Below are 12,827 nucleotides of genomic sequence, written 5' to 3'. Positions count from 1 at the left end.
AATATAATCCGGAAAATCAGGAAAGTCAGCGAGTACAAGAAACTCTATTTCATGAGAAACAGACGATTATTGAAGGTTGTTTATTTGGTGTGGATATTAATCCTAATTCTGTGAAAATATGTCGGTTGCGTTTATGGATTGAACTTTTGAAAAATGCTTATTATAGAACCTCTCCCCTAACCCCTCTCCTGGGAGAAGAGGGGAATATGGAAGAATTGGAAACTTTACCGAATATTGATATTAATATTAAATGTGGTAATTCTTTAATTAGTCGTTTTTCGTTAGATGCTGATTTACGAGTTGCTTTAAGTAAGCAGAAATACACTATAGAAGATTATAGAAATGCTGTCAAAACTTACCGCAATGCTGAAAATAAGGAGCAAAAGCGGGAAATGGAAAGATTAATTAAGGAAATTAAAGATGATTTTGAAAACAGATTACAAGGAAGTGATCTTAATAAAACTAAGTTAAGAAGATTAGAGAGTGAAGTTGATAATTTAACACATAAGGATCAACAATCTTTATTTGAAGAGACAAAAGTAGAAGAAAATATCCGTGAAAAAAAGATTATTAAGTTAAATAACGAGATTGATAAATTACGGGTTGAGATTGAGGATATGGAAAACCGTAAAATTTATGAAAATGCTTTTGAATGGCGTTTTGAGTTTCCTGAAGTGTTGAATGATGAAGGTGTTTTTATCGGTTTTGATGTAGTGATTGGAAATCCACCTTACATAACCTATCATGGTAGAAGAAGAGTTATCATTTCTAACGAAGTAATTAACTATTTCAAAAATGAATATGATTGTGCAAAAGATACAAAAAAAGACGGGAAATTTAATTCTGCAATGTTTTTTATCGAAAAATGTACTTTGATTGGAAATGAAAATTCTATATCATGTCTTATAACTGATATTTCATTTTATGAAGATTTTTATAATGGTGTTAAGAGAATTTTAGTAAATAACACACTAATAATTGAAGTGGTAAATGGGTTATCTTCTTTTGAAGATGTTGGTAGTGGACAGCTTATTTTGCTATTTAAGTATTTACCATATAATAAAAGAAAAATAATTAATACTAACAAAGTTCGTCTTTTAATAAATGGTTTAGATGATGAATTTAGATTAGTTGATCAGAAAATTTGGGATAATGTCGACAAAAGATACCAATTTTATTTACCGGAGGATAATTATAACTCAATTATAGAAAAATTTGAAACTAATAATCAAACATTAGAATTTTATTTCCCTTATAAACTGATTAGAACAGGAGAAAGTATTGGTGTTCAAGAGAAAGGATTTGTTATAGATTCTATGACAAGTGAAAAGGATATTAAGATTTATGAATATTTAGAAGGAAGTAAATCAGTTCCTTGCAAATATTGTGAACCTATACCAACAAGATGGTTTCGATTTGATATACCCCTACTAAATCAGAGAAACGAAGAATATAAAAAAGAAGCTAAGAAGAATAATAGAAATAATCCTAAAGTATTGGGTATAGGAGATGAATTAACATTTGACAACCCAAAAATTTTGATCCGACAATCTTGCGATCATCTCTGCTGCACCTATTCCGAAAAGCCTTTTGTTTATAACAGAAGCTATTATAGTATTAGTATTAAAAATAGTTCTGGTAATTCTAGACTATCATCAAATAACCTATTGTATGTTTTAGGCTTGCTAAATTCAAAATTGTTTACATATTATGCTCAAAAAACAAGAATAATCAGAATGGAAGTTGGAAAACAGCCACAAATTAGATTAAATGATTTAAAAAGATTACCAATAAAGCATGAAAAGGATCAATCTCAAAAAGAAATAGTTACTAAGGTACAAGCAATACTAACTGCTAAAAAATCAGATCCTAATGCAGATACAACCGCATTAGAAGCAGAAATTGATCAAATGGTTTATCAACTTTATAATTTAACACCAGAGGAAATTCAAATTATAGAAAGTTCTAGCGGGTAGAGGTTGATCAGCTACGCAACATAAGTGTCAACTTAACGCAAAAACCAGCCTCACTGGGAATTTATTCCCAGTCTAATAGTGAAATTCATCTAAAAATGACTAAAATAAGCCGAAAATTTGTTAAGTTACATTGTTTTACTTTAGTAAACTCGAGCTATTAGCCTGGAAATATGGCTTACGCCGCGCTACGCTATCATTTCCAGGCAGGCGTGTTAGCTAAACAAATAAGCTATCTGTAGCTGAAATTGACACCTCTAACGCATCCTATTTACTGCTTAACTACCCAATTCCTGCGATCGCACTTTAGCCGCCTTTACAGCCTCTATTATTGCAGATCGAAACCCCGCTTTTTCCAATTGACTAACACCCGCAATAGTTGTACCTCCTGGACTTGTTACCCGATCTTTCAACTCTGCTGGGTGCATTTTCGTCTCTTGTAATAATGTCGCTGTTCCTAACACTGTTTGTAATGCTAATTGTTTGGCTATATCTCGTGGTAGTCCAGCTGCTACTCCCCCATCCGCTAAGGCTTCAATCATTAACGCTACATAAGCAGGTCCACTACCAGATAAACCTGTGACAGCATCCATTAAACTTTCAGGAATTTCTACTACTTCCCCAATAGCCGCAAAAATCTGTTTTCCGATATTTTCATGTTCTGCATGGGCATAATGACCTAAACACATCGCTGTCATTGCCGCCCCCACTGTAGCAGGTGTATTAGGCATAGCACGAATTACAGGTAATTGCGGAAATGCTGCTTCCAATTGTTTTAAAGTTACACCAGCTAAAATAGATATAATTAATGGTAAATGTTCTGTTGCAGGTATATCTGCTAATTCTTGAGCGATCGCACTAAATATTTGCGGTTTTATTGCCAATATCACAGCATCTTTAGCTGAAGTAAATACTGTTTTATTATCATCCGTAATAATAACTTGATAATGTTGCTGTAAATAATCACGTCGTGCAGTTTGTGGTTCACTAACAATAATTTCTGCACTTTGATAAGTACCAGAATCAATAAGGCGGGATAATATAGCTTCTGCCATTACCCCACCACCAATTAAGCCAAATTTGATAGTCATGTCGTCTTAGTCATTAGTAAATGGTCAAAAATTCATCAGTTAGTCAATCCTAAACAGAGGATCAATAACTACTAGGAACTAACGACTAATGTACATTACTGTACCATTCTTGTGCCTTCATTACCCCACGCAGTAGGTTCCGTAGATGCAGGACGATGACGCACTGGAGGCTGAGGTACTTCATGTATTAAACCGCTTTGAGTGCTAACTTGAACACAGCTAGGTGTAAATAAGAAAATACTTTCACCAATACGTTCTTGATGTCCATCTAAAGCATAAGTACCACCAGCCACAAAATCCACAGCCCGTTGAGCTTGATCAGGGTCCATAATAGTTAGATTTAAAACTACCGATTTACGTTCACGTAAAGCCTGGATAGCTTGAGGCATCTCCTCGAAAGTACGAGGTTCAAGAACTAAAACTTCGGAAATTCCATTCACTGCACCGGGCATACCAATAACATTACTCATAGGTTTAGAAACTGTCGTAGCTGGTTCATCAGACATTGTAGGGCTATTGTCCCGCCAACGTCTACTAGATGGAGTAGGTTCTGCTTGTGGTTGTGGTGCTGGCTGAGGATTTTGTTCTTGATAGAGATTACTTTGGTAACTTTCTCTAGTATCTGGTTCTTCCTCGTAGTATTCGTATTCTACTGGTTCGTTTAAACCGACAAAATCCCTGAGTTTAGAAAATATATTGCTCATGATCCGCTCCCGGAAAAAAATTACCCTAATTTTCCTGACTTTTAATGTTGGAAATTTTTATTAGCCAGTGGTCATACCTAATAAGTAGATGCTTTGAGCAGTAATTACATTACTGTTTTCAGCCTCTAGTACAAGTTAGTAGTAGTAGTTAGAATATTAATTCCAACGTTTTTACATTACCTAATTTGCAACAGCGAGTCAAGATTATAGCCTAAAAATTTTCACAAAGAAAGATAATTAGACCACTTTCTTCTCTAGCACTTACTGAATCTTAGTACAATATTTTTAACACTAGTAAAATTACTCAACATTAGAGGTGATAAATCCCGTAATTATTGCTTGGTAAAGGTTTTATTTCCTCTAATTGTTGAGATACTAGGAACGTTGCCCAAATAATGTCGTACCTAATCTTACCATTGTTGCCCCTGCTGCCACTGCCATTAAATAATCTCCTGACATTCCCATAGATAATTCTTCTATGCTGATATTTGACCAATTTTGGGAGTTAATGGTTGCTCCTAGTTCACGAGTAGAGTTAAATACATTCAGAATTTGGGAATTTTCTAAACCTAATGGTGGAATTGTCATCAAACCTTGAATTTTTAAATATTGACATTCATTCAAACTTGACAAGTCAGATAACAATTCAGGAATTATCCAACCATATTTATTATCATCTGGTAATATTTTAACTTGTAAACATATATGTGGATGCACACCTATCTGAAAAGCCAGGGTATTTAAGCGTTGTGCTAAGGCTAAACTATCAACAGAGTGAATCCATTGAAATATTTGTAAAGCCTTCTTCGCCTTATTAATTTGGAGATGTCCAATTAAATGCCAAGTAATATCCGTTAAGTCTTGTAATTCGGCTTGTTTGCTGATAGTTTCCTGGATACGACTTTCAGCAAAATCACGAATACCTGCGTTGTATGCAGTACGAATAAATTCACTCGGAACCGTTTTACTAACAGCAATTAACCTCACTGTATTGGGCAGTGAGGCAGAAATATCAGCAATGCGTTGAGTAATTTGTTGACTAATTAAAGTATTCATTAGAAGGTGCGCTGGAAAACACTCTGAAGTTGATCGTACTCCTGAGAGTTACCACTGCGGCGTAAAGTCCGTAAACGATTTTCCACCATCATTCTGGCTTCAGTACGGCCGATGGACTGAAATTTTAGACTTTTTCCATCACTGGTTACTAAAAAAAATAAACGTTGTGCATAAAGTGTAGTAAACAGATCCTGGTTATCATCAAGCATAGAGATTTTGTAGAGTAAACCCCAAGTTGGATGATTGATGTAAGTTTCTGAGGTTTCTGGGTTCATTTCCTGGTTTTGGTACGAGAATGGATTTAGCATAGCAAATAGAACATAAGATCGTTAATAGGTCTGTGTTTGTGTTTCTATCTGTATTTGATGATTAAAAGTTTATTAAATGAATAACTTACCATCACACAGAAAATTTGTTCTTATTGCACAGCCTTCTTTCCATCCTGCCATAATTCTCCAGTGGTGGCACAAAGATGGACATTTGGCAAGCCGTCATATAGCAGTCAGCACAGGAGATCAAATTTTAGAGGATTTTTTAAAAGTCTTGGGCGAATACAATTCGCTACTACACAAGCAAATTCCACTTACTTGGACTAATGAAAAACTAAGCATTTTTAACATGGATAGGTAGGTTTTACCTGTGTAGAGACGTACCATTACAGAAAGCATCTTTCTAATCGCCGATTTTAGTATTAATTTAGACTTTAAAAACATCTTCTTAACTTTTGACTTATTCCCATTCGCCGTTGCTGATTAAGATTATAATTTTATTTCACGCAGAGGCGCAGAGTCTCAGAGAGTAAGAGTTTCATTTGTTTGATTTTTCAATTTCATACCCCAATTCAGCAACGCCCCATTCAAGTGAGATACAAGCAGTAATAGTTCTAGCTTGCTGCGAGGTACGCAGATGGATACAGATAAACGCAGCTAAGTTTGGACTTCACTAGACTGGAAAATCCTATAGAGTACGATCGCTTTTTATGAATGCGGGGAAGTGCGATCGCTGTATGAAATTATGAGAGATTAATCATATAGGAAGATATTGAAATATCCACCTTAATGTGAGAGATTTTGTGGTTTATTCAGTTGATTTTTAACGGTAGACTTTTGGGTCTTTCATGAGATTTTTAGTTGTCTTTGTTCTAGATTATAAGCTAAAAGACACAATGCCATTAACATCATCATTTTCTCTACTCTTTCTGGATTTTTCACAAATAGACTATTGGCAAAAAACAATGAGTCTTTGATAAATCTAAATCCTCTCTCTGGACAGTGTCAACATATCAATCAGTGAAAATCCTTCAGGCGATTAAGATGGATACACTGGCAAAATAAAATGAAACCAAGCACCTCCATAGGGAGAATTATCTACCCAAATTTGACCATAGTGAGCGCGAATTACTCTTTGACATAAAGATAGTCCTATTCCATAACCTTCTGTACCTTGATCCCGTTGTAAACGGAAGTGATTCTCAAAAATGCGATCGCGGTTTTCTTCTGGAATACCAGGACCACTATCACCTATACTAAATTGTACTTTTTGGCTAGTGCGATGTAAGGCTGATAAACTAATAGTACCACCCACAGGAGTATATTTAATAGCATTATCCAATAAGTTACTTAACACTTGACGAATCCTTTCTGGATCGGCATAGACACGAGGTAAGTCTTGGGGAATATCTCTCTCTATGGTTTGAGATTTGGCATTGTAGCGATCGCTAAATTCTGCTAATACTTCTAAACATAATTTCCCTAACTCCAATTTTTGGGGAATAATGGGTAATTCTGTATCATGACTGCGGCCTACCTGTAACAAGTCAGCGATCATTTTATCAATAATTCGCATTTGAGCGCGGGCCTGTTTTAACAAATGTTCTACTAAACCAGGTTTTAGCTTGTGAAAAATACCTAAATTTGGATTATAAGTAGATTGGAGAGTTTCAACAGCTATAGCCGCCGCCGTTAAAGGATTACGCAAATCGTGAGCTAAAATACTAATAACCCGATCCTTAAACTGTAATTGTTCCTTCAACTTCTCCTTTTCCTGCTTCAACCGAAAAACCTCATCCGCCAGTTGCATCACTTCTGCCGATTGAGCTACCGAATAAATAGATTGAGATGCTTTTAAATCACCACTATCCACAAAATCTGGTAAATTGTCCTCCAGTTGTAAAAAATCCTCCACAGCAGCTTGCCAACGTGGCCACCATGTTTGTAATTGAGGGATAATATTAGTACCAGCAAGAGTCTGTTGGGGAGCCGGTTTAATTTTCACTAAAGCCGGTGTAGCAACTAACTTAAAGTGTTCAGCAAGGTAGGGTTGTTTGCCCACATCAATAATTTGCAGTTCAAAACTATACCCATCCTCTAATTTTTTTAAATAAGCACAAATTTGCTGTACTTGTTGTCGGGACTTAGGTCGCCCATCAACAAACAGTAATAATTGGAGAGGAGCCTCAAAATAAATAGGCTGATCCTGGGAAACTTGCATATAATCTTGTTTCAGCACTGGTAACAACCTGGGGACGCTTAATGAACAGTAAAACAGACTGGCTTTTAGACTGATTCTTGTAGATGGTGGTTATTCCAATTTAATATCTATTTTAGATTTTGTTGCTCCAATTCGATCTAGGTTTTTGACATGAGACATTTTTTTCTGGAAATTTTACTTCCTTTTATCCTCACTTCCTTACCTAGTCACATTTTAGCTAAGGAAATTCCCCTGGGAAACTCCCATCAACATACTGCATTAGCACCAGATACGGATAAATTTTATACGAAATCTGCTTACTTGCCACAGCTATTAGATCAGTTATTATCTCGTAAAGGAAAAATAGGTTTAGTTCGGGAATTACCTTTAGTTTCTGGAGAGAAAAAATCCAATCCTATATTACCCATAGTTACTGATATTTTTTTATCACAGTTGGATAGTAACTTAAAACCTGTGTTGGAGTCAATTAATAATTTTTTCTGGCTTATAAAAAACTACCGACTAAGTTAGAATCTTTACAAATGTATAAATGCAGATTTTTAACGGGTGAGGATCAGATATGGAATTTATTGGAGGTGCCAGATGCCAAGGTTGAGTTGAATAGGACTTATTTACTGCGATCGCTCCAATTTAAACTACCAGAAATTATCCTCAAAACACAACCCATTTCTCGTGGTAATAGTCATGCTAAAAAACAACTGGGACAAGTTCCTAGTAGTGATACCATTATTACCTTTAAAACAGTGGAATTTCATCGTGATGGTAGTTATACAATTTTGTGGAAAATTATTCAACATTTACGATCACGGCAAATTGAAGATTTAGAGAATTATGTACAGTATTAAATTCTCTGAATCAGGATATCCAGGATTTAAGGATTTACAGGATTAATTACAAATCACCTATTACCTATTACCAATGTTTTCTCGTATTATATTATTAACTTTCACAGTTTTATTTTCTGTAACAGCTTGCGCGAATAACCCTGGAGCTAAAAATTTAGAACTAGCATTATCTCCCGATCCCCAATTACAGAAAAATCCTCCTTTATTGGCACAAACTCCCACTCCCACGCCCACAAATAGTAATATTCCTAATATTAAATTACCTGAAGATTTCCCAGAAAATATTCCCACTTATCCCAATGCCACATTAGCAGAAACTAAACCTATTAATAATGAACAAAGCCCAGATTTAAAAATAGTTTTAACCCGTTGGGAAAGTGTTGATCCTAGTAACTTAATTATTAGTTTTTATCGTAATGAATTAGCAGCTAAAAAATGGCAAATTATTAAACAACCTCAAGATGATACAGCAGGTATTTTTACAGCGCAAAATGACAACTTAACTATTACCATTGCCATTAAACCACAAACTGTAAATACAGCTAATCCTAATCAGTCTCAAACTTCCACAGAATTATTAATTACTTATGAAAAACATAATTCTGATCATCCTAATAATACTAAATTAGGTCCTGCATTACCTAGTGAAAATCCCAGTCCAGAAATTACCAATAAACCGGAAACTTTGACATCCCAGGAATTTACGGATATTGATCAAGCACCTCCAGAATGGAGAACACATTTACAAGACTTAGTAGATTTAGGGGTTTTATCTATAGAACCGAAAACTAATCAATTTCATCCCAATAAAATTATTACCCGTCGAGAATATGCACGTTGGTTATTTAATGCTAATAACGCCATGTATCCTAAAAATCCAGCGAAACAAATTAGGTTAGCATCTACAAATACCCAACCTGTTTTTAGAGATGTATTAGCTAAAGATGCTGATTTTGCGATTATTCAAGGTTTAGCAGAAGCGGGTTTAATTCCCAGTAGTTTATCGGGAGATAGTACCACCGTTTTATTTCAACCAGACGCGCCTTTAACCAGAGAACAACTTATACTGTGGAAAGTGCCATTAGATACTCGTCAACCTTTACCGACTGCTAATTTAGAAGCAGTGAAACAAACTTGGGGATTTCAAGATGTGGGCAAAATAGAAACGAAAGCGTTAAAGGCAGTATTAGCAGATTATCAAAATGGGGAAAATTCCAATATTAGGCGGGTATTTGGGTATACAACGTTATTTCAGCCCAAAAAAGCTGTAACTCGCGGGGAAGCGGCTGCTGCGTTGTGGTATTTTGGTATTCAGGGGGAGGGTATATCTGCAACGGAGGCGTTAAAAGGAAAATGATGATTAATCTTCAAGATCCCGGACTTCTTAAAGAAGTCCGGGATCTGCCGAATGTGGGTTCTAAATCCTTTATAATCAAAAAAGCAAATTGATAGCTTCTAAACCATTATGGAAAACATTACCGTTCAAGTTGACTCGTAGTTTCACAAATTATATTATAACACCTACTTATTCTATCTCCTATCTATTCTTTTTTTCGCAACTTCAATATATTTCTCTTCCTTCTCAATACCAATATAATAACGACTCAAATTTAAACAAACAACAGCAGTAGTTCCCGAACCCATAAAAGGATCTAACACTACCATATTTTCATGACTACTAGCTTTAATAATTCTTTCTATTAACTTCACTGGTTTTTGTGTAGGATGAAATCTTTCCTCTTTATAAAAATTTATATCTTTCCACACATCAGTTATTCCCATCTCAATATTAAAAACTGGAGCGATATTTTCATAAGCAAGTTGAAAATCGAGAATTTCTTGCAATTTTTCCCACATTTCTTTTGTAGGAATTTGGGCTAAAATATTATTTCCTGTATAAAGTGACCACATTCCTCCCCCATTTACTTTTACTCCTAATTTTTGATTTATTGCTAAAGCAGTTAAACCTAATTCTTTTTGTCTATCTTTAAGGAATTTTTTCACAAAAGGACGACTATTATAATTAAAAAATAACAGACTTTCCGTAACATTAGGAAACATTTTATATCCTTTTGTCGCTCTTCCTCCGATAGATTTAATTCCTTTATCTATAATTATTTGTTGTCTAAAATCAAAGCCTAATTTAATCAGATAATCATATAAATGAACTAAGTTTCTCACATAACCAAATAGATATAAACTACCTGATAATTTAATGACTCTAGCAATTTGTTCTAACCATTGTAAACACCATTGTACATAATCTTCTTCTGTGCGCCATTGATAGTCCCATTTTTCTTGAATAACTTTCCAATAAGGAGGATCAAGAATTACTAAATCAATACTTTTATCAGGTATTTCTTTGAGTTTTTCTATACAGTCACCATGAATTATTTGATTGAGATATTTCATGTTGTATTGGTTGATATTTTTTGATAAGATGAGGATTGATAGCTCTAGTAAATTACAAAAAATATTGATAAAGCTGATATTAAAAGATTATCATTTGTTCGGAAGTAAAATCATTGAGCATTCCTGAAACTAAATGTAAAGACAAAATTCTTTTAATGTGTTTTGTTATTTATAGTTTAATTGGGTAATTTGATAAATGTTGATCCATCCAATTACTTAAATCTTCCATTACTTCAGCATAATTAATATCACAGTGTAAATCATGATATGCTCCCTCATACTCAATTCTTAACTTATCTACATAATTAACTTTTTCATAAAAACGCTTACTTCCTTCCGGTAAGGTGACACGATCCGCACTACCATGTAATATCAATAATGGTACTTGCCATTTTTCTACATGATTGTAGATCCATCTTAAAGTTTTAAAAAACTCTGTAGATAAACGTGCAGTTCCACGAGTATGACGTAACTTATCTTGAGTATAACCTTTGATTACCTCTTTATCTCGTGAACCAGCATTAATATCGAAACCTGTATCTAGCGAAAATTGCGGGTATATGTTAGAAAGTAATTTACCTAAAAATAACCGTAGTGGAGATACTGTCACTTGTCCAACACTAGGCGCACAAGCAATTACACCAGATATTAGAGAATTATCTTCAGGATATTTTAAAGTATAATCTATAACTATCATTCCTCCCATACTGTGTCCATAAAGGAAAAGCGGGATTTCCCCATGTTGTGTTTTTACAAAATCTATAAAAATGCGTAAATTATCAGTGTATTCTGACCATGTATCAATATAAGCTCTTATCCCTGGTGAAAGTCCATGTCCAGGTAAATCAAAAGCATAAATAGCATATTGTCTTATTAATAAATGATTAACAATGTTTTGATACATTCCACTATGTCCACCTAAACCATGTACCAAAACCAATACACCTTTCATTTTACTCTCTGGTAACCAATTTTGATAATATAAATCCTGTTGTTTTAATCCAGTAAAAGTGCTTTGATGATGTTTCATGATCATTAATAAGTAGATATTATTTTTTTGATCACGGTTATTGTACCAGTAAATGCGGTAGTTTTCATAAAAAACAAATTGACATATAAACTGACATATAAATTAACATAAATTGATTTACTAGAGAATAGGCTGATAATTATGCAAATAGACTTTCATCATGGTGTAACTTATATAGTAGCCAGATTAGCAGGTTTTGATCATCAATCAGCAAATGTTATTGCTTACAGTTCTCAATATGTAGATGATGCTACCAATAGTGGTATCATTAGATTTAATAATGGAGCAACATTTTATCGCATTAGTTCCGCACATAAAACATTAGATTATCGCAATTTTCAAGAATTAGCAAATCATCGAGTTTGGATACCTTTTCATTTTTTACCAGGAAATAATGGCAAGAAAGCTGGTGAAGTTGATGAAGGAAAATTTATTGATAAATTAATATGCCGTCCTAATAGTTATGTCGCACAGGATATGATTAGAGAATGTATTAAACATCGAGATAATTTGTATGGTTTACATCGCTTAGGAATTACGATGCACGTTTATGTTGATACATGGTCACATCAAGGTTTTGCGGGAGTTAACCATCAAGTAAATGCTGCAAAAAAATTATTAGATGAAAATGAAAAGCCAGATAAAAATTTAATGAACAGATTGAAAAATTATTTTGTCAATGAGGCTTTACCTTTAGGACATGGTACAGTTTTAAGTAATCCTGATAAACCTTTTTTAAAATGGGGTTATATTAATGGTAGAAATGAGAAAATTATGCGAAATAATCCCGAAGATTTTCTCAATGCGGCAGATTTTATGTGTAAAGCAATGCGTCGTTATTTATTAGGTGATGCTGATATGGATGTTTTAGGAATACCGGAACCAGATAGAAGTTTAATTGCCAATATGTTGGTAAATATTCGGGATAAAAAAGATCATTTACGTCATCGTCAATGGTTAAATGCAATTGCTTCAGGAATGTTTAGTTTTGGTGCTGAAAATGTTGTTTATATTCCCAAGGGTAAGAAGTCTTGGAAATATTTAGCTTTAGGTACTAAGAAGTTGGTAGATAAGGATGATGATGTTTTTTCCTATCATCCCCAATTTTTATTAAGTGACTGGAAATTATTTCATGATGCTTTGCAAATTCATAGGTTTTATATTATTCATGAATTGTTACCTAAGTATGGTATTTGTATAGATTGAGACAAATAGTTTATTTGTCT

At 34.1% G+C, this 12,827-nt stretch carries 12 protein-coding genes; 5 read left to right on the top strand and 7 right to left on the bottom strand.

The annotated features are described in order from the left end of the window. Nucleotides 1-1,976 (top strand): Eco57I restriction-modification methylase domain-containing protein (locus H6F32_RS13415; protein WP_277875065.1); only part of this gene is annotated, 1,976 nt, incomplete at its 5' end. A gap of 275 nt (nt 1,977-2,251) precedes the next feature. On the opposite strand, the gene proC is transcribed toward H6F32_RS13415, so the two are convergent. From proC to H6F32_RS13390, 5 genes are all read right to left on the bottom strand, one after another. Next, the gene (gene proC, locus H6F32_RS13410) at nt 2,252-3,064 is read right to left on the bottom strand and encodes a pyrroline-5-carboxylate reductase (protein ID WP_190369826.1); all 813 of its coding nucleotides are present in this window, start codon (nt 3,062-3,064) and stop codon (nt 2,252-2,254) included. 95 nt (nt 3,065-3,159) lie between these two features. Next, a complete protein-coding gene (locus H6F32_RS13405; RefSeq protein WP_190369825.1) occupies nt 3,160-3,768 on the bottom strand; it encodes a cell division protein SepF in 609 nt (202 codons plus the stop codon). 375 nt (nt 3,769-4,143) lie between these two features. Further along, nucleotides 4,144-4,824 carry a YggS family pyridoxal phosphate-dependent enzyme gene (locus H6F32_RS13400; RefSeq protein ID WP_199294567.1) on the bottom strand — a complete coding sequence of 227 codons (681 nt, stop codon included), beginning with the start codon at nt 4,822-4,824 and terminating at the stop codon, nt 4,144-4,146. Then, nucleotides 4,824-5,099 carry a transcriptional coactivator PipX gene (pipX, locus tag H6F32_RS13395; RefSeq protein WP_190369824.1) on the bottom strand — a complete coding sequence of 92 codons (276 nt, stop codon included), beginning with the start codon at nt 5,097-5,099 and terminating at the stop codon, nt 4,824-4,826. The genes H6F32_RS13400 and pipX overlap by 1 nt, the downstream gene beginning before the upstream one ends. 1,033 nt (nt 5,100-6,132) lie before the next feature. Further along, nucleotides 6,133-7,332 (bottom strand): histidine kinase, encoded by a 1,200-nt coding sequence (locus tag H6F32_RS13390; protein WP_190369823.1) that lies wholly within the window; start codon nt 7,330-7,332, stop codon nt 6,133-6,135. Between the two features lie 132 nt (nt 7,333-7,464). Between H6F32_RS13390 and H6F32_RS13385 the strand changes: the two genes are divergently transcribed. The 3 genes from H6F32_RS13385 (at nt 7,465) to H6F32_RS13375 (ending at nt 9,516) form a co-directional block, all read left to right on the top strand. Beyond that, complete coding sequence (locus H6F32_RS13385) at nt 7,465-7,824, top strand: hypothetical protein (RefSeq protein WP_190369822.1); 360 nt, start codon at nt 7,465-7,467, stop codon at nt 7,822-7,824. Between the two features lie 65 nt (nt 7,825-7,889). Then, nucleotides 7,890-8,159, top strand: coding sequence for a hypothetical protein (locus H6F32_RS13380; RefSeq protein WP_190369821.1), 270 nt, complete (start codon nt 7,890-7,892; stop codon nt 8,157-8,159). Between the two features lie 73 nt (nt 8,160-8,232). Beyond that, nucleotides 8,233-9,516 (top strand): S-layer homology domain-containing protein, encoded by a 1,284-nt coding sequence (locus tag H6F32_RS13375; RefSeq protein ID WP_190369820.1) that lies wholly within the window; start codon nt 8,233-8,235, stop codon nt 9,514-9,516. 173 nt (nt 9,517-9,689) lie between these two features. Here H6F32_RS13375 and H6F32_RS13370 read toward each other — a convergent pair whose 3' ends face one another. After that, the gene (locus tag H6F32_RS13370) at nt 9,690-10,571 is read right to left on the bottom strand and encodes a site-specific DNA-methyltransferase (protein WP_190369819.1); all 882 of its coding nucleotides are present in this window, start codon (nt 10,569-10,571) and stop codon (nt 9,690-9,692) included. A 169-nt stretch (nt 10,572-10,740) separates the two neighbouring features. After that, nucleotides 10,741-11,601, bottom strand: coding sequence for an alpha/beta hydrolase (locus H6F32_RS13365; protein ID WP_242031127.1), 861 nt, complete (start codon nt 11,599-11,601; stop codon nt 10,741-10,743). Between the two features lie 141 nt (nt 11,602-11,742). Here H6F32_RS13365 and H6F32_RS13360 point away from each other — a divergent pair, with 141 nt between their 5' ends. Continuing rightward, nucleotides 11,743-12,807, top strand: coding sequence for a DUF6765 family protein (locus tag H6F32_RS13360; protein ID WP_190369817.1), 1,065 nt, complete (start codon nt 11,743-11,745; stop codon nt 12,805-12,807). The last annotated feature ends 20 nt before the right edge of the window (nt 12,808-12,827 follow it).

The organism is Anabaena sp. FACHB-1237 (assembly GCF_014696225.1).
GTDB lineage: Bacteria > Cyanobacteriota > Cyanobacteriia > Cyanobacteriales > Nostocaceae > FACHB-1237.
The sequence above is the reverse complement of the archived record's forward strand: the minus strand, read 5'-3'. Positions and strand labels throughout refer to the sequence as shown.